Origin of the sequence: Mesorhizobium sp. M7D.F.Ca.US.005.01.1.1 (genome assembly GCF_003952545.1) — a bacterium.
Lineage (GTDB): Bacteria > Pseudomonadota > Alphaproteobacteria > Rhizobiales > Rhizobiaceae > Mesorhizobium > Mesorhizobium loti.
Window position 1 is genome coordinate 2284319 of the sequence record NZ_CP034453.1, and the last position, 23646, is coordinate 2307964.

The 23646-nt window shown below is 59.8% G+C and carries 21 protein-coding genes and 2 pseudogenes; 11 read left to right on the top strand and 12 right to left on the bottom strand.

Going from position 1 to position 23646, the window contains the following annotated elements; all coding sequences use genetic code 11:
- Window positions 1–138: 138 nt before the first annotated feature.
- Window positions 139–345: a hypothetical protein gene (locus EJ076_RS11065; RefSeq protein ID WP_126067826.1), complete on the bottom strand. Its 207-nt coding sequence runs from the start codon at window positions 343–345 to the stop codon at window positions 139–141.
- 92 nt (window positions 346–437) lie between these two features.
- Window positions 438–737, bottom strand: a complete 300-nt coding sequence (locus tag EJ076_RS11070; RefSeq protein ID WP_206438788.1) for an XRE family transcriptional regulator — start codon at window positions 735–737, stop codon at window positions 438–440.
- A gap of 310 nt (window positions 738–1047) precedes the next feature.
- On the opposite strand from EJ076_RS11070, the gene EJ076_RS11075 reads away from it, so the two are divergent.
- From EJ076_RS11075 to EJ076_RS11095, 5 genes are read left to right on the top strand one after another with little or no spacing between them, the layout of a single operon-like run.
- The gene (locus EJ076_RS11075) at window positions 1048–1578 is read left to right on the top strand and encodes a hypothetical protein (protein ID WP_126067828.1); all 531 of its coding nucleotides are present in this window, start codon (window positions 1048–1050) and stop codon (window positions 1576–1578) included.
- An 11-nt stretch (window positions 1579–1589) separates the two neighbouring features.
- Complete coding sequence (locus EJ076_RS11080) at window positions 1590–2288, top strand: CBS domain-containing protein (RefSeq protein ID WP_126067829.1); 699 nt, start codon at window positions 1590–1592, stop codon at window positions 2286–2288.
- 27 nt (window positions 2289–2315) lie between these two features.
- Entirely contained in the window at window positions 2316–2720 is a 405-nt protein-coding gene (locus EJ076_RS11085) for a group III truncated hemoglobin (protein ID WP_164548607.1), read from the top strand.
- Window positions 2717–3055 carry a ferredoxin FdxA gene (fdxA, locus tag EJ076_RS11090; protein ID WP_126071021.1) on the top strand — a complete coding sequence of 113 codons (339 nt, stop codon included), beginning with the start codon at window positions 2717–2719 and terminating at the stop codon, window positions 3053–3055. Before EJ076_RS11085 ends, fdxA begins: the two co-directional genes overlap by 4 nt.
- Before the next feature lie 5 nt (window positions 3056–3060).
- On the top strand, window positions 3061–5079 hold the full coding sequence (locus tag EJ076_RS11095) for a hydantoinase/oxoprolinase family protein (RefSeq protein WP_126067831.1): 2019 nt from the start codon (window positions 3061–3063) through the stop codon (window positions 5077–5079).
- Window positions 5080–5354: 275 nt separating this feature from the next.
- On the opposite strand, the gene EJ076_RS11100 is transcribed toward EJ076_RS11095, so the two are convergent.
- Entirely contained in the window at window positions 5355–5915 is a 561-nt protein-coding gene (locus EJ076_RS11100; RefSeq protein ID WP_126067832.1) for a GreA/GreB family elongation factor, read from the bottom strand.
- A 1389-nt stretch (window positions 5916–7304) separates the two neighbouring features.
- On the opposite strand from EJ076_RS11100, the gene EJ076_RS11105 reads away from it, so the two are divergent.
- The 4 genes from EJ076_RS11105 (at window position 7305) to cydB (ending at window position 12516) form a co-directional block, all read left to right on the top strand.
- Complete coding sequence (locus EJ076_RS11105; protein ID WP_126067833.1) at window positions 7305–7892, top strand: NUDIX hydrolase; 588 nt, start codon at window positions 7305–7307, stop codon at window positions 7890–7892.
- A gap of 23 nt (window positions 7893–7915) precedes the next feature.
- The gene (locus EJ076_RS11110) at window positions 7916–9355 is read left to right on the top strand and encodes a homospermidine synthase (protein ID WP_164548608.1); all 1440 of its coding nucleotides are present in this window, start codon (window positions 7916–7918) and stop codon (window positions 9353–9355) included.
- Window positions 9356–10105: 750 nt separating this feature from the next.
- On the top strand, window positions 10106–11509 hold the full coding sequence (locus EJ076_RS11115) for a cytochrome ubiquinol oxidase subunit I (RefSeq protein WP_126067835.1): 1404 nt from the start codon (window positions 10106–10108) through the stop codon (window positions 11507–11509).
- Complete coding sequence (gene cydB / locus EJ076_RS11120; RefSeq protein WP_126067836.1) at window positions 11506–12516, top strand: cytochrome d ubiquinol oxidase subunit II; 1011 nt, start codon at window positions 11506–11508, stop codon at window positions 12514–12516. The genes EJ076_RS11115 and cydB overlap by 4 nt, the downstream gene beginning before the upstream one ends.
- 505 nt (window positions 12517–13021) lie before the next feature.
- Here cydB and EJ076_RS36140 read toward each other — a convergent pair.
- The 3 genes and pseudogenes from EJ076_RS36140 to EJ076_RS11130 all read right to left on the bottom strand — a co-directional run bounded on the left by EJ076_RS36140 (window position 13022) and on the right by EJ076_RS11130 (window position 15012).
- Window positions 13022–13936 (bottom strand): molybdopterin-dependent oxidoreductase, encoded by a 915-nt coding sequence (locus EJ076_RS36140; protein ID WP_348639827.1) that lies wholly within the window; start codon window positions 13934–13936, stop codon window positions 13022–13024.
- Window positions 13848–14756: pseudogene (locus tag EJ076_RS36145) on the bottom strand (oxidoreductase); the annotation flags it as partial. The pseudogene EJ076_RS36145 and the gene EJ076_RS36140, both read right to left, overlap by 89 nt.
- 40 nt (window positions 14757–14796) lie before the next feature.
- Window positions 14797–15012, bottom strand: coding sequence for a DUF2945 domain-containing protein (locus EJ076_RS11130; RefSeq protein ID WP_126067837.1), 216 nt, complete (start codon window positions 15010–15012; stop codon window positions 14797–14799).
- 201 nt (window positions 15013–15213) lie between these two features.
- Between EJ076_RS11130 and EJ076_RS11135 the strand changes: the two genes are divergently transcribed.
- Window positions 15214–15783 carry a DUF488 domain-containing protein gene (locus tag EJ076_RS11135; RefSeq protein ID WP_245463082.1) on the top strand — a complete coding sequence of 190 codons (570 nt, stop codon included), beginning with the start codon at window positions 15214–15216 and terminating at the stop codon, window positions 15781–15783.
- Between the two features lie 30 nt (window positions 15784–15813).
- Here the strand turns inward: EJ076_RS11135 and pgm are convergent, their stop codons facing one another.
- The 6 genes and pseudogenes from pgm to EJ076_RS36015 all read right to left on the bottom strand — a co-directional run.
- Complete coding sequence (gene pgm, locus EJ076_RS11140) at window positions 15814–17469, bottom strand: phosphoglucomutase (alpha-D-glucose-1,6-bisphosphate-dependent) (RefSeq protein ID WP_126067838.1); 1656 nt, start codon at window positions 17467–17469, stop codon at window positions 15814–15816.
- 16 nt (window positions 17470–17485) lie between these two features.
- Complete coding sequence (gene tkt, locus EJ076_RS11145; RefSeq protein ID WP_126067839.1) at window positions 17486–19591, bottom strand: transketolase; 2106 nt, start codon at window positions 19589–19591, stop codon at window positions 17486–17488.
- Window positions 19592–19702: 111 nt separating this feature from the next.
- Window positions 19703–21358, bottom strand: coding sequence for a glucose-6-phosphate isomerase (pgi, locus tag EJ076_RS11150; protein ID WP_126067840.1), 1656 nt, complete (start codon window positions 21356–21358; stop codon window positions 19703–19705).
- On the bottom strand, window positions 21358–22455 hold the full coding sequence (gene tal / locus EJ076_RS11155; RefSeq protein ID WP_126067841.1) for a transaldolase: 1098 nt from the start codon (window positions 22453–22455) through the stop codon (window positions 21358–21360). Before tal ends, pgi begins: the two co-directional genes overlap by 1 nt.
- A 58-nt stretch (window positions 22456–22513) precedes the next feature.
- On the bottom strand, window positions 22514–22846 hold the full coding sequence (locus tag EJ076_RS11160) for a DUF982 domain-containing protein (protein ID WP_348639828.1): 333 nt from the start codon (window positions 22844–22846) through the stop codon (window positions 22514–22516).
- A pseudogene (locus tag EJ076_RS36015) lies at window positions 22838–23068 on the bottom strand (ATP-binding cassette domain-containing protein); the annotation flags it as partial. The gene EJ076_RS11160 and the pseudogene EJ076_RS36015, both read right to left, overlap by 9 nt.
- A 27-nt stretch (window positions 23069–23095) precedes the next feature.
- Between EJ076_RS36015 and EJ076_RS35765 the strand changes: the two are divergent.
- Window positions 23096–23437 (top strand): LysR substrate-binding domain-containing protein, encoded by a 342-nt coding sequence (locus EJ076_RS35765; protein ID WP_245463018.1) that lies wholly within the window; start codon window positions 23096–23098, stop codon window positions 23435–23437.
- Window positions 23438–23646: the final 209 nt, after the last annotated feature.

Genomic DNA, 23646 nt, shown 5'->3' on the forward strand with positions numbered 1-23646 from the left:
TCGAGTGCCATCGCCACGCACCCTACCGTGCAGGGGAGCCCTCGCTGCGGACTCTCAAGAAAGGTGGCGTTCGGCTGCTTCCGGCATGCCGTCAGCGGCACCTGTCGCCAGATGCTATCCGGTCCGTTTGACGCGGGCCTAGCCGCGGCGGGCGCCAAGCAAGGTGGCTATCACCAGTTCTCGTCCCACCCTGTTTATCCCGGTCCCGCCCGGTCTTTCTTCCGCCAGTCCGAGAAAGACAAGGCGTTCGGCCAAGGCTTTCGATAGAGATGGGTAGGGTCCGCGGTTCATTCGTTTGAGTGCCGTTTGCTCGTCCTCGGTGAGATCGTCCCAGATAACCGTCATGAAGGACTTCCTTGCTTGCGCCTGCGCAGCCAAGCGGGATCTGAACTGCCTAGCAGCGGACTGTGAGCGTCGATCCATCGGGCTCCGAAGACCTATGGAACGGCGTCCGTTCCGACGATGCCGCCTTCATTTTCCAGGACGCCAATCCGTCTGACTTCCGAGCGGTTGAGTTTCAGGCGAACGCCGACACCGCCGCCGTTCTCCGCGATGAAAACGGCGCCGGCGCTTTCAAGCGCGGTTTGCAGCGTGTCGCAGATATCCTGGTCGGGAAGGTTGATCCGGCGCTCGAATTCCTCGATGACCAACGCATCCACGCCTGAACTGCTGGAGAGCTTGTCACGGGTCCATTCGACCAGCGCGCGAGCGGCACGGCATTGAGCACCAGTGATCATCATAAAATCTCCTGCTACCGTTTTCGGGCCGAAATCACCGCTTGCTGAAAGCCGCACTCCGGGGTGCGATGGCTTAATCCAATCAAAAGTGCATATCGAATTCGAAAAGGGAAGGGCTGCGCCACGCGCTGCAATCGAAATTCTGATGCAAAATAATTGTGCTAAAGCGGCAATAAATTTCGTTTGTCTTGCAGATAAGGATGAGTGAAGCTCGTGCGTAGCGAAATTGACACATTGGGTGCCAGCCAGCAGGTCTCAACGTCAGGGGAGCTCTTGGCGTTATCGCGCGAAGGGCACCTTGGGGTCGGCGATGATCATAATGGACAGGCTTGAACACGATTTCGGCAGAATACTTTCCGGCAGGGACATTCAGCGTCATGTGGTCGGGCGAATGGTATCTGCCAGCCGCCTCGACGTAGATGGCCGCATCCCAATCGCTCCCGCGGATGACAATGCTCTCAAAAGACGGCTGCGCGAGGAACTGCTCCTGCAAGCACGGACCCGGCTGCCGATCACCTATGCAAGACTAGCCAAGAGCATGGTTGGTTCAGAGGGAACAGGCGTGATCCGGGATGCACTCGAGCAACTGATGGACGACGATGCGGACGAAGGCCTGCCATTGCTTGCGGCTGTCGTCGTGAGGGCGCTCGAGCCCGGTTTGCCCGCTCCCTGGTTCTTCCGGAAAGCCGAGGATATGGGGCTGTTCGCTGGCGATCCGACCGATCTGGAAGCCTATGCTTTCCATGCGAGGGAGTTTTATCGCGCGATCCACCTCCATGCTGGTCACGGCCAAGGCTCCGGAACGACCTTGCCGCCGGTTCTGCCGCCTGCAGACAGGTGAAGGAGAACGAAATGCTGATCGCCAAGGACGTCATGACATCGCCGGTCATCGCGGTAGGGCCTGACAGTACGGTGGATGAGGTCGCCGATATTCTCCTGTCGCACGGGATCAGCGCCGTGCCGGTGATTGATCGAGGTGCGCTGCTGGGCATCGTCAGTGAAGGAGACCTGATCCGCCGGGCAGAGATCGGTACGGCGCCGCAGGGTCGTTCCTGGTGGGGACATTTTTTTTCCAACAACGCGGTTCAGGCAGAAGGCTATGTCAAGTCTCATTCCGAGCATGTGATCGACGTCATGACACAGCAGGTCGCGACGGTGGTCGAGAGTACGCCAGTCGCCGAGATCGCAACCCTGCTTGAACACAACCGGATCAAGCGTGTCCCCGTGCTGCGCGACGGACAGGTGGTGGGGATCGTCAGTCGCGCCAATCTGGTGCGGGCTTTGGTCGTTGCTAGGAAAGGTTGGCGCGCGCCGGCCTCGCATGACGACAGCAGTATCAGGCTGGAGATTATTGACGCCTTGCGATCCGAATCATGGCCCTCGACCGGAAGTTCGGACGTGACCGTGAGCAACGGCGTGGTCACCTTCTGGGGAGCTTACCTTTCGGAGCAGGAGCGCAAAGCCTCGCTCATCCTGGCTGAAAACACCGCTGGCGTGCGGGCTATCGATGATCACCGCATTCCCCTCGATATGACCTACGGTGTGGTCTGAAGGGCCGGATAAGCGCTGGACCAGAGCATGCCCTTGACACAGACAGCCTCGATTTCCGACGAGCAGATTCGACAACTCGTCGACTCCTTCTACAACAAGATCCGCGCCGACGCGGATCTCGAGCCGATTTTCGAGCGCCTCGTTGCCGGCGATTGGGAAACGCATCTGGCGAAGATCTACGATTTCTGGTCCTCGGTCATGGTGACCACCGGGTACTACAAGGGAAGTCTCGTCGCGGTCCGCAAGCGCATGGGCGGGTTGGAGATCGGTCTGCTCGACCGGTGCCTCGCCTTGTTTGGCGACAGTTGCGACGAATTGCTGGACAGCGAGACTGCGGGACTCTGTTGGCTGAAGGCCGCCCACATAGCTGAAAGTCTGAAGCTGTTCTTGTTCTATTGCCCCGAACGGCCATGGCTGAGCAACGCCGCATGACGTTCGTGGTCACCGACAATTGCATCAGATGCAAATACATGGACTGCGTGGAAGTCTGTCCCGTGGACTGTTTCTATGAAGGCGAGAACATGCTCGTCATCCATCCCGATGAATGCATCGACTGCGGCGTCTGCGAGCCCGAATGCCCGGCGAACGCAATTTTTCCCGATACCGCGCCTGGTCTCGACGATTGGCTCGCGCTGAATGCTGAGTACGCGTCTGTGTGGCCTAATATTGCGATCAAGCGTGATCCACCCGCCGACGCCAAGGCGTTCGACGGCGAAGCAAACAAGCTCGCGAAATATTTCTCGGCGGAACCTGGGCTGGGCGACTGATCAACATGAACGCATGTGCGCACCAGCCGTCGCCTCTGTATCTGGGCATCGACACCGGCGGCACGTATACCGATGCCGTGCTGTGGTCGGAGTCCACAGGCATTGTGGCCAAGGCCAAATCGCTGACCACGCGCCACGATCTTGCCGAGGGCATCGCCGGAGCCGTTGACGCTGTTTTGTCCGGGGCTGCCATCGAACCCAGCGCGATCAAGCTCGTTTCGATGTCGACCACGCTCGCAACCAACGCCCTCGTCGAAGGGCAGGGCGGACGGGTCGCACTGGTGATGATCGGCTTCGCTGAAGCCGACCTTGCCCGGAACGGGTTGTCAAAAGCCCTCGGCTCGGATTCCGTGATCTTCTGTCCGGGCGGGCACGACGTCCACGGCGATCCGTGCCAATTGGTGCTGGACGCTCTCATGGCCGCGCTGCCGTCTCTCGCCGGCACGGTTTCAGGCGTCGCCGTGGCCTCCTATTTTGCGGTTCGCAATCCTGAACATGAGATCGCGGTACGTGACGTCATCCGCGAACGTACCGGACTTCCCGTGACCTGTTCGCACGAACTGTCGTCGAAACTCGGTGGCCCGCGTCGGGCGCTGACGACGCTTCTCAATGCGCGGCTGATCTCGATGATAGATCGCCTTGTCGGCGCCACCGAGGGCTTTCTGGCGGAACGTGGGATTGCCGCTCCGCTCATGGTCGTGCGCGGCGACGGCGCGCTTATCACCGCGGAATTCGCTCGCGCCCGGCCGATCGAGACTATCCTATCAGGACCAGCGGCAAGCCTGGTGGGAGCGCGGTACATGACCGGCATCGATGACGCCGTGGTGTCCGACATCGGCGGCACCACAACCGACATCGCCGTTCTCGACGGCGGCCGCCTGCGGCTCGATCCGGAAGGCGCCACCGTCGGCGGAATGCGAACCATGGTGGAAGCCGTCGCCATGCGCACCTTTGGCCTCGGCGGAGATTCGGAAGTCTCGCTCCATGAGCGGTCGCTGACTTCGACGATCATCCTCGGCCCCCGTCGGCTCGTGCCGCTAGCACTGGCCGCAGTGAAGCACGGCGATGCCATATACAAAGGCCTCAAGCGGCAATTGCTCAGCCCTAACACCAGCCGGCTCGACGGGCGCTTCGCATTGCGCACAGGAGTGCCCGAGCGTCTGGCTGCGGGCCTGACAGTTACCGAGGCGCGGTTGTATGCTGACATTTCGGCAATTCCCGCCCCGCTCGATCGGCTGCTCGTATCGACGTCACAGGTCGCAACGCTCAATCGCCTGGTTGCGCGTGGTCTGGTGCATATCGCGGGATTCACGCCATCTGACGCGGCCCACGTGCTTAACCGGCAAGGGAATTGGGATCCTCTCGCGGCTCGACTGGGCGCCGAATTGTTCTCACGCAAGCGCGATGGCCAGGGGCATCATGTCGCCAAATGCGCAGAAACTTTTTCCGAGATGGTCCTCACCGCCGTCACCCGGCGTTCTGCCGAAGCCATTCTTGAAACAGTCTTTGCCGAGGACGGGCTGGATGGCGCCGCCTCTGTTGCCAATCCGCTGGTTCAGCGGGCGGTTGGCCGACGAGGCGGCATGGCGCAGCTGTCGATCGCTCTCGACCGGCCGGTAATCGGCCTAGGGGCCTCGGCAGCGCTCCATTATGCCGCTCTACCGTTTTTGATCGGCAATGACTGCAGCATCGCCGAACACGCCGATGTCGCAAATGCGTTGGGTGCCGTCGTCGGGCAGGTGCGGATGTCGGCAGAAGCGCGCGTCAGCCAACCCGAGATCGGGCTTTTCCGTCTGAATTCAGGCGAATGGCGGGACGACTATGATACCGAGGACGAAGCAATGGCTGCCGCCGAAGCCCATATTCGCGCCTTGGCGGCAGGTCTTGCAGAGCGCGCCGGGACCGACCAGGCGCGGATCGAAATCTCACGCGACATAAGGGTTGCTACAATCGAGGGCGAGCGCAGTTTTGTCGAAGCCATCGTTGTCGCGACGGCCACAGGACGGCCGCGCATTGCCTCATGACGGGCCGCGACATTCGCGACGTGTGCCGTCGGCAAAAGCTTGAGCCGAGCCTGCACATGACCCGGATTCCGCTAGAAGCAGGGTCTGCTCGGTCGATGACACGGGATTGCGTTCGACGGCGTTCGTCGAGGTATCTGCCGAAGCAAAGGAGAATGCAGACGCATTGGAGCGCATTAGCCGTGAGATACGGATACTGCGACAGTCTTCGTTCTCGATGTGCCAGGCGGACGTGACACCGATCACGCCAGCGCCCATAGCAATACGTCGTTAGCCTGCTAAGCAGACGACGGTCCGGGGTCGTCGAATCCGCTTGAATCCGTCATGAACATCGTCTTGGCCGCTCGTAGGAGAATATTTGCTGAACCACGCACGGCTCCAAGAGCAGGCCGGAGCGGGGCTTGCCCGCTTGACGCCGCTCGACCAAGCTTGGCCTTTTCTCGTAGCGAGGCCTCGGGTTGATAAACCACATTTTCTACCGATACCATCTCTTCACTTCCGTCCGCCCTCACGAACGTCATCCGCGCTCCTTCGGCCAAGCCCAGTAGAGCGAGCCCCCGCGGATTGGTGATCGACAGAACCGACCCGACTAGGCCGCGCATCTCGTCATGGGCAACGATGCGCGTTTCAGCCGAGGCGTCGTTCACCCTGTAAGTGACCCGGCTGCCAAGTGTCACGACGTTTGCCGGGATATCTTCTCGGAACGTCACGAGGGCGGCCGACAGCTTGTGCTGAAGGATCGGGACCATAGGATCGTCACGCCCAAGGTTGCGGTCGAGCATGACTTCGAGGACGGTGTAGTCTTTGGTCGTGAGGCGAAATATCTGATCGTTGGACATGGCATATCTCCAGGTCGGCCGCTGAGACCGACGAAAAGCGTTCTCCGTTCTGTGATTTGTTTACGAACCGCCCCTGATCCGTGAACCACGAACGGTTACGGAAGGGGCCACTCTCCCGCGATGGGACTGCCCGCCTGGTTCAGCCGATTGAAGAGATTCGGAAGGGTTATGTCCACTTTGCAGACTGAACTTCGTCTGCCGTTTTGCGTTGGCCGCTGGGTCCGCCGGGGCTGTTCTGCAACGCCAACATAATCTCCAGCCGAAGGTAGCGTCCCACGACCTGCGACTCGAGCCACCAAGCCAGGAAACCTGAAATGGGAGATAGCGCTAGCAACGAGCCTTGGCTCGCTCCAGGATTCAATTTTTTCGGCCATTTCAAGCTCGCTAAAGTTTTGCCTACGTCCGTCTGGAAGCAGGCTGCCTCATGTCGAACCTGAAGAGCAGGGAACGGCGTCATTCTGTTCGATAGGTTCGACAGAAGAGTGCCCATATGAGGCGATTCTCGAAGAGCGCCTCATATGGATGATCTAAGCGTGACTATTTCTTGCCAGTACGCCGCAAGTCTTTGAGAGATTGCTGGGATATAGCAGATATTTCCGCTGGTTTTTCTTTAACCTGCTTTGGTTTGCGTACTTCTCGATTACCATTTTTCTTCGACATTGGATTCGGATTCCTGCCTTAAAGCCAACGTCACATCAACCTCGTCCCGCCCGGGAACAAGCCGTGTGACATTAGCAATGAGATTCCGCCTGAACGTGTTGCGGTCAGCGAAACCAGTTGAGTTGTTGATATCAAAGTGAAGAGCTCCCTGACCCACTTGTCGCTTCGGCGACAAGTGGGTCAGGGCTAATGGCCTTCGAGAAGGCCCAACCGAAAAGTCGGCAAATAGGGGAGCGAACTTTGCATGTCGTTATCCTTGGCGATAACGCCGTCGAAGTCAAATGCGGGAATGCCGTTTGCAAAGAACACTTTTGTCGCAGGGCAGTTTCCACCCTTGTTTTGATCGGCACAATGTCTAGATTGGAAGGCATGTGCATGAAAACATTCATCTTGATTTCGAGGCTTTCCGGGGAAGCATATGCTTTTCCCCGGGGTGGCTTGATGATGAACTGACAGCCGCACAGTACTCCGCCCCGGGAACACCCACCAAAATTATTGCGGCGCAGCTTTAATTGCGCGTTGCTTTGCAGCGGGCGCTCGGAGTCCATCATGCTCACCCTGTTCCTGGCCGCCACGTGCCAGACCTGTCACCGCACCCTGCCCAGGACCGCACCCCGCTGTCCGTGGTGCACCGGACAGGGCATCCGTCAACATGGCGGCCATGGGCGTTCTCAGAAGGGTTTTCGACGGCGTCGATGCGTCGCTCTCGAAAAGACAGGGTTGTAGACCGTGTCAGCGATTGAAAAAGCTGCCATCCATGGAAAGCTAGAGTCGTTCCAGGGGTCAGGCATTCGCCGTCAATACGGTGCCATCGCATGGCGCCGGTCCAGGAGTCGTGAGCTCAAGATTCTCCTGATCACCTCGCGAGAGAGGGGGCGGTGGATCGTACCCAAAGGCTGGCCCATCAACGGCGAGACCCCGGCAAAGGTCGCCGCACTGGAGGCATTCGAAGAAGGAGGAGTATTCGGAGATGTTCGTTCGGAACCGATCGGGGCCTACGACTACCTGAAAATCCTTCGCGACGGCTCGACAGCCTTATGCCGTGTTGTTCTGTTCGGCATCGAAGTCCGCGGCACCCTCGCCAACTGGCCCGAGCAGTCTCAACGCAAGCGGAGTTGGTTCACGGTTTCCGAGGCGGGACGGACCGTTTCGGACTACCAGCTCGCGCAGGTTCTAAAGTCGTTGGAGGCGAGCTGCACTGTTTGCGTCGGCGATTGCAAATGCGGACGTCTCCCTTGGCCGACGCGATCCGCGAAAAAGAAAACGGTCTCCGTAAATCAAAACCTTGAACCCTTTCCAGTCACGTCTCTTACGTGACGCCAACCCTCATGGACAAACATATGAAAACCGAGATCTGGCCAGTGCACGCACGAATTTCCGGCCCCATCGTAGTGATTGGCTTCGGCTCCATCGGCAAAGGAATGCTGCCGTTGATCGAGCGCCATCTTGAGTTTGACCGCGCACGCCTTGTGGTGATCGATCCCGACGACACCGACCGCCGCCTCCTCGATGAGCGGGGGATCAGGTTTGTCCATGCAGCGGTCACACCAGATGGCTACCGCGAGCTTCTGACGCCTCTACTGACAGCCGGTGGTGGCCAAAGGTTCTGCGTCAACGTTTCGGTCGACATATCATCGCGCGACATCATGGAGCTCTGCAGGAAGATCGGTGCGCTCTATATCGATACCGTCGCGGAACCTTGGGCGGGCTTCTACTTCGACAGCAGCGTCGGGCCTGAGGCTCGCACCAACTACGCGCTGCGCGAAGTCATCCTCGAAGCACAACGCCGGAACCCGGGTGGCACGACTGCCGTGTCGTGCTGCGGGGCCAATCCCGGAATGGTCTCGTGGCTTGTGAAGCAAGCACTGCTTACCCTCGCAAGCGACATCGGAATGGAATTCGAAGAGCCGAAATCGCGACAGCAATGGGCGGTCTTGATGCATCGCGTCGGGGTGAAGGGCATGCATATTGCCGAGCGGGACACGCAGCGCGCCCTATCGCCGAAGCCTGTCGGTGTGTTCGTCAACACCTGGTCCGTCGAAGGCTTCGTGTCCGAGGGACTGCAACCCGCCGAACTTGGGTGGGGTACCCATGAAAGATGGATGCCAGCCAACGGCCGCACCCATGACAAAGGCTCTCAGGCCGCGATCTATTTGCTTCAGCCTGGCGCCAACACGCGCGTCCGCTCGTGGACGCCTACAGCACAGGCGCAGCATGCCTTCCTTGTGACCCACAACGAGTCCATCACGATTGCTGACTACTTTACCGTTCACGATCATGACGGAAAGGTCGCCTATCGGCCGACCTGCCACTACGCCTATCATCCTTGCGACGATGCGGTGCTGTCGTTGCACGAAATGTTCGGCAAGGCCGGCAAGGCTCAGGATAAGTTCCATATCCTCGGCGAGAACGAGATCGTCGACGGGATAGATGAACTTGGCGTGCTTCTTTACGGGCATTCAAGAAACGCGTTTTGGTACGGTTCGCAGCTCTCGATTGAAGAGACACGCCAGCTTGTGCCCCATCACAATGCTACTGGGCTTCAGGTCACGTCGGCTGTGCTCGCAGGCATGGTCTGGGCGCTTGAAAACCCCGAGGCTGGCATCGTGGAAGTTGAAGATCTGGACTTCCGGCGCTGCCTGGAGATCCAGAAGCCCTATCTTGGCTCTCTCGTGGCTGTCTATACGGACTGGACGCCTCTGGATGGCCGGCCTGGGCTCTTCCCGGAGGAGATCGACACATCCGATCCCTGGCAGTTCCGGAATGTGCTGGTCTCCTGACAGGCGCCGGACAGGGCAGCGGCGCACGGCTTCTGCCCCAGCAAAGCCGACGACGTGGTTCTCTGGCAGCGCGGAAGCAATTGGTGTCGACCGACGATTGCGTGCGACGGTCTCATCCAACTCGAAACGCCAGACATGGCGATAAGGAAATTGACCCGATGGATCTCACCACACGGCTTGTAGTCGCGATCGGGCTTGGCGCGCTTCTTATCGGGGCGTTCATTCTCATTTAGCCGAATTGTGACGTTTCAACGCCTTGCACGCGTTGACGTGCGGCAATTGTGGAGGGACTGGACGGCAGCATCGACTTCTCGTCCTGCCGTCGGTTGTCCGTTGGTCGGATCGCCCTGTGCCTACTCCCAAAGAAGCGATTTGATTGAGCGGGCTGCAAGCAGCACCACAGCATGGATCGCCGCAGGCGGTTCCGATCGCCCGGGTGTCGTTGCGCAGCTAGGCAGCACAAGCACGCAAGTTGGCGTGCGTTATCTCCACACAGCAACAAACTGGAATCTGCCAAGCGCATTTTTCGACGTTCAGAGCCAAGCGTTTTGCCGGGTTTCGTTCGGTCGTTCACACAGAATTTCCACAAGGCATGGTTTCAAAATCCGCACTATCGACACTGTGGTCAATTACTATAGCTTTACCGGATTGATCACGGCGTTGGAAAACGAACCCTGACCACTGCCGTGGCCTTGCCAACAGTCGGATAGAGCCTGCATCTTGCTCGTTTGCGCCTGGGGGAGACAAGTTATGGACTTCGATCCTGTATTCCTGTCGCGACTGCAATTCGGCTGGGTCATCGGCTGGCACATCTTGCTGCCGGCCATTACTGTTGGATTGGCCGCCTTTATCGCGATGCTGGAAGGCCTCAATTTTTTCACCGGAAGGGACATCTATCTCCGCATCTCGACGTTCTGGATCAAGATATTCTCGATTGCGTTCGGGATGGGCGTTGTCACCGGTGTTGTCATGCCTTTCCAGTTCGGTACGAACTGGAGCCGCTTTTCCGACGCCACCGCCAACGTGCTCTCCCCGCTTTTTGCCTATGAAGGCCTGACGGCGTTTTTCCTTGAGGCGGCCTTCCTTGGCGTCCTTCTGTTCGGACGGCAACTAGTGCCGCGCTGGGCGCATTTCGTCGCCGCACTGATGGTGGCACTCGGAACTTTGCTTTCTTCCTTCTGGATCCTGTCGGCCAATAGCTGGATGCAGACGCCGGCCGGCTACGAGATCATCGACGGTCGTTTCTTCCCGACGGATTGGTTCAAGGTGGTCTTCAATCCTTCCTTTCCCTACCGGTTGGCGCACACCGTCGTCGCCTTCTTCGTCACGACCGGCTTCGTCGTCATGGGCGTCGGCGCCTATCTGATGCGTCGCGGGCGGTCGGCCGAGGAAGGGCGAACGATGCTGTCGATGACGCTGTGGCTGCTTACGGTGCTGGTCCCGCTACAGATATTCATCGGCGACCAGCACGGTCTGAACACGCTCGACCACCAGCCGGCCAAGCTCGCTGCGATCGAAGCGCGCTGGGAAACCGCGCGCCAGGTGCCGCTGACGCTTTTCGCCATTCCGGACGACAAGGGCGAGCGCAACCTCTTTGCCATCGACCTTCCATGGCTCGGCAGCCTCATCCTCACCCACGAGCTCGACGGCGAGGTCAAGGGCCTCAAGGACTTTCCGGCCGACCAGCGTCCGCCCGTCGCGATCCCCTTCTTCGCCTTCCGCATCATGGTCGGCTGCGGCCTCCTGATGCTGGGTATCGTCTTTTTTGGCGGATGGCTTCGCTGGCGCGGCCGGCTGGACACTTCGCGGGCTTTTCTCACGATCACTCAGATCGCGGCGCCCATCGGCTTCGTGGCGGTTATCGCCGGATGGATCACCACCGAGGTTGGACGTCAGCCCTGGACGGTCTACGGCCTTCTACGTACGGCGGAATCGGTGACACCGTCGCTGACGAGGTCCGATGTTGTGATCTCGCTGCTTGGCTACATCGCCGTCTATCTCATCATCTATCCCGCGGGCCTCTTCCTGATGCTGCGCATCGTGCGCAAAGGCCCGTCCATCGTCGCCGACGAGGGCGCTGAGATCGAAGGGGGAAGGCCCGAGGCGCCGGTTCGGGCCGGAGCGGTCGAACTTCGAGAGGGGGAAGTGCGATGAGTCAGGTCCTCGATTTCGTGCCGATATGGACGCTGATCCTCGGTATGGCGGTATTCTTCTACGTGCTTCTGGACGGCTTCGACCTTGGCGTCGGCATGCTTTACGGCTTCGCGCCCGACACGGCGTCCCGCAACACGATCATGAACTCGATCGCGCCGATCTGGGACGGCAACGAGACCTGGCTGGTGCTGGGCGGCCTGGGACTTCTTGCGGCGTTTCCGCTTGCCTTCGCCATCATCATTCCCGCGGTGTATTTTCCGATCCTCGTCATGCTGCTGGCGCTGGTGTTCCGCGGCGTGGCGTTCGAGTTCCGCTTCCGCGACGTCGAGCACAAGACCTTCTGGGACCATGGTTTCTGCTATGGCTCCGCCGTCGCCACCTTTGCTCAAGGGGTCGTGCTCGGCGCCTTCATCCAGGGTTTCGAGGTCACTGGCAGGCAGTTCTCCGGCGGGTCCTTCGATTTTCTGACGCCGTTCTCGCTTTTGACCGGCTTTGCCCTGTTGTTCGGCTATGGGCTTTTGGGCGCTGGCTGGCTAATCCTAAAGACGGAGGGGGCGGTACAAGACGCAGCGCGTCGCCACGGCCGTGTGTGCCTTGCCGGCGTCCTTATTGGTATTGGTGTGGTCAGCATCTGGACCCCGTTCATGAGTGAGGCCATCGCCTCGCGCTGGTTTGCATGGCCCAACATTCTGCTCTTGGCGCCGGTGCCTGTGGCGACAGCGGCTGTCGCCTTCTTCACCTGGCGGGCGCTGGGAAGCGCAAGCGAAATGAAGCCTTTCATCGGCGCCATCGGCCTTTTTGTGCTTTCTTATATCGGGATCGCGATCAGCCTCTTTCCGATGATCGTTCCCTACCATTTCACGCTTTGGGAATCAGCGTCTTCCGAGAGCACCCAAGCCTTCCTGCTTGTCGGCACGCTCGTGTTGCTGCCGGTGATCTTTATGTACACTGGTTGGTCCTATTGGGTGTTTCGCGGCAAGGTCCGAGCGGATGTCGGATACCATTGAACAGGATTTCGTTCGCGCCAGATTCAGGCAACTGCTCGCATATTTGCATCCCATCTGATGGGCCGGCAAGCTAATGCCAATGAAGCTGACCTAACTGTCCGAGTTATTAGTCACCACGAAGCGACAAGCGCATCGTAGGCGCCACCCTGGCTGGAATTGCTTGTGCCTAGGTCCTCGCTTCATGGCAATCCAGACACGGCTGGCGTGACGCTCCAGCCCTCCGTCCACACCTACCCATTTCGTACGTCTTGAGACCCTGCAGCGCCATGACATTGCCTGCAAGCTCTCGCCGAGGGCTGGCAGCTATGCGACCGAGATGTCTCTGGGGAACTATCGGGAAACGGCTTAAAGAATACCGCAGGCTCTTGAGAGTGCGCCGAAAGTCAGACCATGTCCTGTCGCCGTTCACAATCCCCGGTTGATGGTGCCTGCAAATTCTTCAGTTTGAGATAGCGATGTGGCATCGGTCCGCGTCGGCTCGGTCACCGACGTGCGCGGGCGAACGTCAGATTGGCATGCGATAGCCATAGAACTCATGGTCCTCGTTGTAACCGCCCTGGCCTGCACCAAGGTCGGCGAAATCGCGCACGAACTCGATCGCTGCGATCCATTTGACCATCTTGAAACCGAGTTCGTTTTCGCACCGCAGCCGCAAAGGTGCGCCATGCAGGGTACTGACTGGCGCGCCGTTCATCTCGTAGGCGAGGATTGTCAGGTGATGATGCATGTTTTCGATCTTGTGGACGTCGTAGTAGCGGCCGCCATCGGCTCCATCGGCCAGCGAGTAGAACACGGCGTAGCGGGCCTCCGGTGTCGGTTTCACCAGATCGAGAATATCGCGCATGGGGACGCCGCCCCATTCGGCGACTCCGGACCAACCCTGGATGCAGAAATGCGTCGTGATCTGCTCTTGCTTCGCCATCGCCATTAGGTCGGCCAATGAGAAGTCGCGCGGCGCCTCGACAAGGCCACCAATACGAAGCAGGTAGTTGGCGAAGTTCTCGGCAACGAGGTCGTCGAATTCCTTGGAAACCGGCATCGTACCGTTCGGCCAGAAGTAGGGCGAGATGTCCTTTTTTGTAAGTTGTGATTGCGGATCCCATCTCTCGGCCAACCCCATCAGCCAGCCGATCATGAACTGCGCCCGTGCGCTGCACGAGACGGGCGTACCGGATGGTAAAGGGCGAGGCGACAAGCCACGCGACAACCAGGATGGCCATGGCGAGGAGAAACAAGGGAAAGCCCGTCCATCCCGCGTTGTCGACGCCGGCGAACATGTGGTTGGTGTTCTGCCGAATGCCGGTGACGAACACCATGGCGCCATGCGCCAGGATGAAGCCGACGAACCAGGCGAACGAGATGAAGTGAACCGAGCGCATCGCCTGCCGATTGAACACCCTGCCGAACCACCTGAGTGCATTGGAGATTGCCGGGCTTTGCATTAGCCCGGTGAAAATCGAGATGGGCGCCGCGACGAAGACGGTGATGAAGTAGGTGAGCTGCTGGAGGCCGTTGTAGCGGGTCCAGCCCTCGTCGACGGGAAAGTTCAGCGAGGCATACTGGATCGCTGTCGACAGCGCGGCCGGAAATACCTCCCAGGTCAACGGCACCAACCTGCGCCATTGGTCGGTGGAGAACAGCAGGGCGTAAAAGGCGATGCCGTTGATCAGCCACAAGAGGTTGACCGAGAAATGCCACCAACGCGACAGGCCGAGCGTATGGCGCAATCCGGGAATGCCGAGCCATGTCGGCAGCGTGACGGAATCATCCTTGGCGGTCCAGATACGGCCCGTCGGCACGGGTACCTGGAAGCGAAACCAATCGTTCCCCGGCGTGCAGTCGCGGCCCCAATAGAGCCGTGGATGATCAGCCAGGATCTGCAGGCCTGCCCGCATGATGAACAGCATGAAGAACATGTTCAGAAAATGCTGGACTTGCAGCCACCAAGGGAAACCGGAGTCCACCGCCGGCGCCGATTGCGCGATGCCCGGATGGTTTTGGATGAAGGCGGTCACGCTCGGAAACTCGCGCAAGCTTTGTGCCAAGGCAATCATGCAGAGCAGCGCGGCGGCGCCGATCGGCAGCGCCCATAGCGTATCGATCCAGCGAGTCCCAATGCGGATGCGTGGGAAAATCCCCTGTTGCGGCGGCATCCAATGATTGAGACGGATGCGATCGTCGGCGTCGCTGAGCTTGGCGCGGAGCGGCTCGGGCGAACGAGGCTGCGTGTTGGTGGGCATCGGGCAACCGCTTTCTTTGATCAATCGCGTCTGACGAAAGTCAGTCGCGAAGTCTGGTGAGCGCCGAACCCTTGTGGAAGGCAATATGCTCAGTCTTGCTGCTCTTTATCTCGTATTGCGGCGCTTCAGCGCTTGCATGGTGCGTGTAGCCATGGACATCGAAATTGTGTTTGTGCACACGAACGATCGTGCCGCTGACGCCCCCGGCTTCCGAATTCCAGCTCACGTGATCGCCGACTTCGAATCTATCCGCCATGTGGCTCGACCAAGGGTGACAGGGATTCTCGCGGAACCAAGACGCCATTCCGCACCTGGATGGCGCAATCGAATGGCGATGATCCACCACTCAACCTTTGCGCTCGAATTCGGTTCCAGCGAATCGCTTCCCGATGCAGGCGGCTTTTTTGATCTGGAAGATAAACAGGCTACGATCCGCGCCGAGGTGGCCAGGGTCGCCGTGCGCCGCCAGATTGGAATCGAAACGAACAGCTTCTTCACCATAGGCCATTCCACGCGTACGATCGTCGAGTTCGCCGAACTGCTTCAGGGGGCTCGTGTCGATTTCGTTGTCGATGTGAGGTCGATGCCGCGCTCGCGCACCAATCCGCAGTTCAACGAAGACAGCCTTCCCACAACGTTGGCGCCGTGGCGGATCGGCTATGAGCATATCGCTGCGCTCGGCGGCTTGCGGGGCAAGGCGCGTGGGCCGGTGCCTTCCCCCAATAGCTATTGGCGCGTAAATAGCTTTCGCAACTACGCCGACTATGCGCTGACGAAGCCGTTCGCCAAAGGTTTGGCGCAACTGCGAGAGCTTGGCAGTGAGCATCGCTGCGCAATCATGTGCGCGGAAGCCGTCTGGTGGCGCTGCCACCGCCGCATCATTGCCGACTACCTGCTCGGAGAAGGCGAACGCGTCATGCACATCCTTGGGGCGGGTCATGTCGAGGAGGCCAGCCTGACGCCCGGCGCTGTCGTTCGCGAGGATGGAACGATCGTTTATCCCGGGGAGCATTTCCTCGGGAAGTAGGCATCGATCATCGCCAGCGGTGCGGCCGGTTCAGTTTCCTTTGGGTGTCCCGAGCGCGTGGTCGACGATCGTCTGCGCCTCACTCAGGATTTCGCGCAAATGGTCTTGTCCGCGAAAACTCTCTCCGTAGATCTTGTAGATATCCTCGGTGCCCGAGGGGCGCGCTGCAAACCAGCCGTTTTCCGTGGCCACCTTGACGCCGTCGATTTCGGCATTGTTGCCCGGTGCCCGGCTGAGCACTGATCGGATCGGTTCTCCGGCCAAGGTCTTCGACGTGATCTGCTTCGGTGAAAGCTTCGACAGCTTTTCCTTTTGTGCCGGGGTCGCGATGGCCTGGATACGGTCGGCAACCGGCTCGCCCAGATCGTTCGTCAGGTCGCGATAAACCTCGCCGGGGTCCTTGCCCATGCTCGCCATGATCTCTGCCGACAGCAAGGCTGGAACGATGCCATCCTTGTCGGTCGTCCAGACGGCACCGTTTCGGCGCATGAACGTCGCTCCGGCGCTTTCCTCGCCGCAAAAACCCAGCGAGCCGTCCTGAAGCCCCTTGGCGAACCATTTGAAACCGACCGGCACTTCGTACAGCCTGCGTCGGAGCCTGGCGCTGACGCGATCGATCATCTGGCTGCTTACAACCGTCTTTCCGACGGCTGCGTCCGCCCGCCATTCGGGGCGATGCTGGAACAGATAGTCAATCGCCACCGACAAATAGTGATTGGGCGGCAGCAGCCCGCCGGTGCGCGTGACGATGCCGTGCCGGTCGTGATCGGTGTCGCATGCGAAAGCGATGTCGAATTGGTCCTTCATGTTGATCAGACTTTGCATGGCGTAGGATGAAGACGGGTCCATGCGGATCTGGCCATCCCAGTCGACCGTCATGAAACGAAAGGTGGGATCGACCTGCCGATTGACGATGGTCAGATCGAGCTTGTAGCGGTCGGCAATGGCTGGCCAGTAGTGGACTCCCGCGCCGCCGAGCGGGTCGACACCCATGCGAACATGCGCTTCGCGAATGGCGTCCATATCGATCACGTTGCCCAGATCGTTCACGTAACCATTCAGGAAATCGTACTCATGGCTTGTCGGCGCATGGAGGGCTTTCTCGAACGGCATCCGCCGCACGCCTTTCAGGCCGTTGCCAAGCAACTCATTTGCCTGGTTTTCGATCCAGTCGGTGACGTCGATATCTGCCGGGCCGCCATTGGGCGGATTGTACTTGAAGCCGCCGTCGCCGGGCGGATTGTGTGATGGCGTGATGACGATGCCATCGGCGAGCCCGGTCTTTCGGCCATGATTGTAGGCGAGGATCGCATGAGAGACGGCCGGGGTGGGCGTATACTCGCCACCCGCGGCCATCATCACCTCCGCTCCGTCCGCGGCCAGCACTTCCAGTGCGCTCGCAAACGCCGGTTCCGAAAGCGCATGGGTATCGATGCCGATGAAGATCGGGCCGTCGATGCCCTGACGCTCGCGGTACAGGCAAATGGCTTGGCTGATTGCCAGAACATGTGCTTCGTTGAACGTTCTCTCGAATGCCGACCCGCGATGCCCGGACGTTCCGAATGCCACGCGCTGCAACGGGTTGGAAGGGTCCGGCGCTTGGCTATAGTAGGCCGTGACAAGCTTGGCGACATTGACCAGCATGTCGGGCGGGGCCGGCTTTCCGGCCAATGGGCTGATGTTCATGATCGGGCTGATTGCCTCATTTGGGGAAGGCCGCGTTGACGGGAGCTTGAACCCCGGCGATCTGCGCCTGAGCTGCCGCGACGACGTGTGCTGGTTCGAATCCGAAGTGTTCTGCGACAACTTTCGATGGTGCTGACAAGCCGAAACTATGCAGAGCGAGAATAGCGCCGTCGAAGCCCGTATAGCGCTCCCACCCGAAACCAGATGCTTCCTCGACCGCGACCCGGGCCTTTATCGCGGGCGGCAGGACCATCTCGCGATAGTCCTTCGCTTGGCTTTCGAACAATTCCCATGACGGCATGCTGACGACGCGTGCCTGGATACCCTCGGCTTTCAGCTGTTCATAGGCCGCCACGCAGAGCGAGACTTCGCTGCCGGTCGCCAGCAGCAGGACATCGGGCTTGCCGTCGGGAGCATCGGCCAGCACATAGGCGCCCTGCGCCACGCCGCCTGCGTTCGCATAGATCGAGCGATCGAGCGTCGGCACAGCCTGTCTCGTCAGCACGAGGCAGACAGGCCTGTCCCTGAGATGCATGATGACCTTCCATGCCTCCACGACTTCGTTCGCATCTGCCGGGCGCAGCAATACCATGCCGGGCATGGCGCGGAACGAGGCAAGCTGCTCGATGGGCTGATGGGTTGGCCCGTCCTCGCCGAGACTGATGGAATCATGGGTCCAGATGGAGATGAGCGGGAGTTCCATCATCGAACTCAGCCTCAGCGCCGCGCGGCAATAGTCGGTGAAGATCAGGAAGCTGGAAACGAACGGCCGCAGCTTCGACAGGCTCATGCCGTTGCCGATGGCGCACATGGCATGTTCGCGCAGGCCAAAGTGGAAATTTCGACCGCGGTAGCTGGCGGCCTGTTCACCCTCGGGGGCCTGAAAGTCGCCGGCGAAATCGAATTCGAGGTTCGTCTTGGTTGACGGCGACAGGTCGGCCGCGCCACCCAGCAGCCACGGCATGTGGGCCGCGATGGCGTTCAGCACCTGGCCGGACGATTCACGTGTCGCTATGCCTTTCGCGTCGGCTCCAAACTTGGGTAGCGCGGCGTCCCACCCCGGGGCGGCGTCACGTCGCTGCATCTGATCGATCTGTTTGGCCAGGTCGGGATATTGTTTCCGATACGCCTCGAACAATTTCCGCCAGGCGATATGCGCGGCCTCGCCACGCTTGCCCATATGCGCATGAAAATGCGCCACGACCCCTTCCGGAACCCTGAAATCGGCATCCGGATCCCAGCCGTAGAACTCCTTCGTCAGCCGAACTTCTTCGGCGCCCAGCGGTTCGCCATGCGCTTTGCTGGTGTCGTGTTTGTGCGGCGCGCCATAACCAATATGGCTTTGAACGATGATCAGCGTGGGGCAGTCGTTGGTGTCGATGAATGCCTGGCACGCTTTTTCCAACTGCACCAGATCGTTTGCATCGCTTACCCGCTCGACGTGCCATCCGTATGCGGCGAAGCGGGTTGCCACATCTTCAGTGAACGTAAGGGCGGTCGGACCCTCGATGGTGATGTGATTGTCGTCGTAGATCCAGCAGAGGTTCGACAATTTGAGGTGTCCCGCCAGCGATGCCGCCTCGTTGCTGAGCCCTTCCATCATGTCGCCGTCGCTGCATAGCGCATAGACGTTGTGCGAGAACAGATCATAACCCGGTCGATTATAGGTCGCCGCCAGCCAGCGTTCCGCGATTGCCATACCGACGCTTGTCGCCGCGCCTTGTCCGAGCGGACCGGTCGTGGTTTCCACGCCCGAGGTCCAGCCATATTCGGGGTGTCCCGTGCAGTGGCTGCCAGCTTGGCGAAAACTCTTGAGATCGTCCAACGTCACGGCAAGTCGATCGTCCGATGGATAGCTCGGGCCCTTTGCCTTGACGCCGCACAGGTAAAGCACGCTGTAGAGCAGGGCGCAGGCATGGCCTGCCGACAGAACGAAGCGGTCGCGGTTCGGCCAATCAGGGTCGGCAGGGTCGTAGCGCAGGAAGCGCTGCCACAGGCAATAGGCCGTTGGCGCGGCATCCAGCGGCGTTCCGGGATGGCCAGATTTTGCTTTCTGAACCGCGTCAATGGAAAGCATTCGCAGCGTGTTGATGCAAAGCTGGTCGAGTGGCACCGGTTTCATGGAGGATCCTTTGATCAGGTCATGCAACCCGATTGTCAAAGCGCTGGCTGGGTTGCGCCGTCGTATGGTTGTTCAGGTCGGGGGCTTAGGCCCGACAGGACCTGCTTCATTTCATTTCTTTCGCTTCCGATAACGGCGATAGCGCTCGATCAAAGCGTTGGTCGAGCTGTCATGTTGGAGGTGCGGAGCTTCGGAGGCTTCCAGTTCAGGGATTGTTTTCTCGGCCAGTGCCTTGCCCAGCTCAACGCCCCATTGGTCAAATGAGTCGATGTTCCAGATGACGCCTTGCGTGAAAACGCTGTGCTCGTAGAGCGCCACTAGACTGCCGAGGGTCGTTGGGGTCAGGCGCTCGGCAAGCAAGGTATTCGTGGGGCGGTTACCTTCGAAGGTGTGGTGCGGAACCAGCCAGTCCGGCGTCCCTTCCGCTCGGACTTCTCCTTCCGTCTTGCCGAAAGCCAGCGCCTCGGTTTGGGCGAACAGATTTGCCATCAAGAGGTCGTGGTGGCGTCCCAGCGGATTCAATGCCTGGCAAAACCCGATGAAGTCGCACGGCACCAGCTTGGTGCCTTGATGAATGAGTTGGTAGAATGAGTGCTGCCCGTTGGTGCCAGGTTCGCCCCAATAGATCAGCCCAGTTTGGTAATCGACTTTCGTGCCGCCAAGCGTGACGTGCTTGCCATTGCTTTCCATCGTCAGCTGCTGGAGATAGGCAGGAAACCGCTTCAGATATTGCTCGTAGGGCAGCACCGCGACCGTCTGCGCTTCGAAGAAATTGTTGTACCAAATCGCGAGCAGGCCCATCAGAGCCGGCAGGTTCTGACTGAACGGCGCAGTGCGAAAGTGATGGTCCATATCGCGGAAGCCTGACAGCATCGCCTGGAAGTTTTCCGTCCCGACGGCGAGCATGGTGGATAGGCCGATCGCCGAATCCATCGAATAGCGGCCGCCGTCCCAATCCCACAGACAGAACATCTGTTCGGTGTCGATGCCGAATTTTGCGACCCCTTCGGCATTGGTCGAGACGGCGACGAAATGCCGGGCCACCGCCTGCTCGTCGCCCACCTTGCGTAGTATCCATTCACGTGCCGTATGGGCGTTGGTCAGCGTTTCCAATGTCCTGAACGTCTTCGAGCAGACGATGAACAGCGTTTCTTCAGGATTCAGATCACGCGTCGCTTCAACGAAGTCGGTCCCGTCGATGTTCGAGATGAACCGGAAAATCATGTCGCGGCGGCTGTAGTGCCGCAACGCTTCATAGGCCATGACCGGCCCGAGGTCCGAGCCGCCGATGCCGATATTGATGACGTTTCGGATCGGCAGGCCTGTATGGCCGCGCCATGCGCCGCTGTGAATCCTGTCCGTGAAATCGGCCATCTTGCCGAGCACCGCGTGTACTTCCGGCACGACGTCGATACCGTCGGCTAAAATTCGCTCGCCAGTAGGCGCGCGCAGCGCCGTGTGAAGCACCGCGCGCTGCTCCGTCACATTGATCTTCTGGCCGCTGAACATCGCTTCTATGTGCTCACGCAGCCTGCAAGCCTCGGCAAGGTCAATGAGAAGCTCGACCGTCTCAGCCGTGATGCGGTTTTTCGAATAGTCGAGATAAAGTCCGCAGGCGTCGATGGCGAAACGCTTGCCCCGCTGGGGATCATTGGCGAAGAGCTGTCGCAGATGTAACAGGCGCACGCCCTGGTAGTGCGTTAGCAATGCCTTCCAGGCTGCAAGGTCCGTGAGCGGCAATGTCCTGGCCGCAAGAAGCGCGCTCATCATCCGCCGGCCGAACCGTGGCGGTGTAACTGTTCGCTCTTCGACGCAATCACCGCCATTAGATCAGTCCACGATTTGGTGAAGGATTGCGCGCCTTCCAGCTGGAGCTGCGCGGCAAGCGCCTCAGTGTCGACGCCGGCTTTTGCGAAGTCGCCAAGCACTATTTCGCTATCACCACCGTCCTCCCGCATGACGGCGTTCACCGCACCCTCTTTCGAAAACGCATGAAGCGTCTTCTCCGGAATGGTGTTGATGGTGTCCGGTGCGGCGAGCGCTTCAATGTAATAGGATTGCGGAAGCTGCGGATCCTTGGTCCCGGTGCTCGCCCAAAGCAGACGCTGGGAAAGTGCGCCGGCATCGGCCAGCTCGCGCCATGCGGCAGAGGCAAGCCGCTCCCGGTAGGCTCTATAGACTTGCCCGGATATGGCGATGCCGAGGCGGTTCCGCAGTGCAGTGGAAACCTCGTCCATCATCGCCTTGTCCCAGCGGCTGACGAAGATTGAGGCTACCGATGCGATCTTCGGGCTGAGCCCGGCATTGATCCGGCGCTGAATGCCTCTGCAATACGCGTCGGCGGATGCGATGTAGTGCTCACGCGAAAACAACAGGGTGACATTCACAGGGACGCCGGCGAAGATCGATTCCTCGATGGCCTCGACGCCTGCGGGCGTGCCGGGAATCTTGATAAACAGGTTGGGACACTCCGCCTGCCCATGCAACCGCTTGGCGGCTTCGACAGTGGCGCCGGCATCGTTAGCCAGCAAAGGCGACACTTCCAGCGAAACCCAGCCATCGATGCCGCCCGTCGCTTCGTGGACCGGACCGAACAGTGCTGCGGCTTGCTTCAAATCTTCCAGCGCCAATTCGAAGAATAGCTGCTCGCCCGCTTTGCCTTCTCTGGCTTTTCCACGAAGGGCCTCGTCGTAAGCGGTACTATTACGAATGGCTTCATCGAAAATTGTGGGGTTCGACGTCAACCCAGTCACCGAAAATTCGGTGCAATAGCGCTGAAGGGTGCCACTGCTCAGCAGATCGCGGGTGATGTTGTCCAACCAAAGGCTCTGGCCGAGTTCATGCAAGTGGGTTGTTGCGTTCATGGCGGCCTCGCTAGTGGCGGGAAATGGTCTATCCCGGCCTTGTCTATTGGTTCGCAATTCACTCGAGCAAGATGCGCGCTTCCCGCGCCGCGTCTATGAACGCATCTCTTGCAACGTCAGCCGGAACACTGCCATTCAAGGCCTGCTGACACGCCCGTTTCGCTGATCGGTGCTTGTCGCTTCCTCCGCTGCGCCAATGATCATTGAGTAGGTCAAAAGCTTGCCGAGCGTTGGTAAGGTTTCGGATATCGCCGCTTATGCCGGTGGCAACAGATATTGGGCTGGAAAACCAAGCATCGTACATAGGAAAGCCTCGGGTGGCTGAACTCACTGAACGCACGTCGTCGCAGGAAGTTTCATCAACACGCATCACCCTCGCGTGAAACTGCATGGTCTCGCGCAGGTTCTTGTCGAGCGCCGACAACGGCTCGTCCATCAGCATCACGCGTGGCTCGAAGACGATCGCCCGCGCCAACGCCACCCGTTGGCGTTGGCCGCCGGACAACGCTGCAATGTTGCGCTCCGCCAAACCCTCAAGCTTCCCGCGGGCCAAGGTGTCAAGCGCTCGCTGACGTGCCTCCGCTCTCGGCGTCTTGCGCAGCACCAACGGATAACCGCACCCAACGACAACGGCACCGCAGTGGTCGCTCCGGTCGTCGCCGCGTTTGCGGCGCGCTATCCCACCTGCCGCGTGGAGCAGACGCTGAGCGACCACACCATCGATCTCACATCCGGCAAGATCGACATGGCGGTTCGCGTCGGCTGGCTCGCGGATTCCTCGCTTCAAGCCCGCAGGATCGCTTCCTTCCGGCAATTGTTGGTCGCCGCACCTGAGTTTAAGGACCGGATCGCGGCAGTCCTCGATCCGGACGATGTTGCGAAGCTGCCGTTCGTCGCCAACATGGCGCTGCGCGAACCGCTGCTGTGGCAATTCTCGCGTGGAGACCGGAGAGACGCGCTGTTCGCATGCAGGCAAGAATAGCCATCGACACCACGCCAGGGGTGCTCGAGGCTGTTCGAGCCGGGCGGTCTTGCGGTCCTACCGGATTTCTCGGTGGCTGACGAGCTGGCATCGGGGCGGCTGATCCACGTCCTCAAGGAATGCTCGCAGCCCTCTGGAGGCATCCATACGGTCTATCCGGCGGCGCGCTGACGGCCGCGCAAGGTCACCGCTTTCGTCGAAATGCTTAT

Coding starts and splice junctions, on each gene's coding strand:
- EJ076_RS11065 (WP_126067826.1), bottom strand. CDS start 345: ATGACGGTTATCTGGGACGATCTCACCGAGGACGAGCAAACGGCACTC.
- EJ076_RS11070 (WP_206438788.1), bottom strand. CDS start 737: ATGATCACTGGTGCTCAATGCCGTGCCGCTCGCGCGCTGGTCGAATGG.
- EJ076_RS11075 (WP_126067828.1), top strand. CDS start 1,048: ATGATCATAATGGACAGGCTTGAACACGATTTCGGCAGAATACTTTCC.
- EJ076_RS11080 (WP_126067829.1), top strand. CDS start 1,590: ATGCTGATCGCCAAGGACGTCATGACATCGCCGGTCATCGCGGTAGGG.
- EJ076_RS11085 (WP_164548607.1), top strand. CDS start 2,316: ATGCCCTTGACACAGACAGCCTCGATTTCCGACGAGCAGATTCGACAA.
- fdxA (WP_126071021.1), top strand. CDS start 2,717: ATGACGTTCGTGGTCACCGACAATTGCATCAGATGCAAATACATGGAC.
- EJ076_RS11095 (WP_126067831.1), top strand. CDS start 3,061: ATGAACGCATGTGCGCACCAGCCGTCGCCTCTGTATCTGGGCATCGAC.
- EJ076_RS11100 (WP_126067832.1), bottom strand. CDS start 5,915: ATGTCCAACGATCAGATATTTCGCCTCACGACCAAAGACTACACCGTC.
- EJ076_RS11110 (WP_164548608.1), top strand. CDS start 7,916: ATGAAAACCGAGATCTGGCCAGTGCACGCACGAATTTCCGGCCCCATC.
- EJ076_RS11115 (WP_126067835.1), top strand. CDS start 10,106: ATGGACTTCGATCCTGTATTCCTGTCGCGACTGCAATTCGGCTGGGTC.
- cydB (WP_126067836.1), top strand. CDS start 11,506: ATGAGTCAGGTCCTCGATTTCGTGCCGATATGGACGCTGATCCTCGGT.
- EJ076_RS36140 (WP_348639827.1), bottom strand. CDS start 13,936: ATGCACTCAGGTGGTTCGGCAGGGTGTTCAATCGGCAGGCGATGCGCT.
- EJ076_RS11130 (WP_126067837.1), bottom strand. CDS start 15,012: ATGGCGGATAGATTCGAAGTCGGCGATCACGTGAGCTGGAATTCGGAA.
- pgm (WP_126067838.1), bottom strand. CDS start 17,469: ATGAACATCAGCCCATTGGCCGGAAAGCCGGCCCCGCCCGACATGCTG.
- tkt (WP_126067839.1), bottom strand. CDS start 19,591: ATGAAACCGGTGCCACTCGACCAGCTTTGCATCAACACGCTGCGAATG.
- pgi (WP_126067840.1), bottom strand. CDS start 21,358: ATGAGCGCGCTTCTTGCGGCCAGGACATTGCCGCTCACGGACCTTGCA.
- tal (WP_126067841.1), bottom strand. CDS start 22,455: ATGAACGCAACAACCCACTTGCATGAACTCGGCCAGAGCCTTTGGTTG.
- EJ076_RS11160 (WP_348639828.1), bottom strand. CDS start 22,846: ATGCAGTTTCACGCGAGGGTGATGCGTGTTGATGAAACTTCCTGCGAC.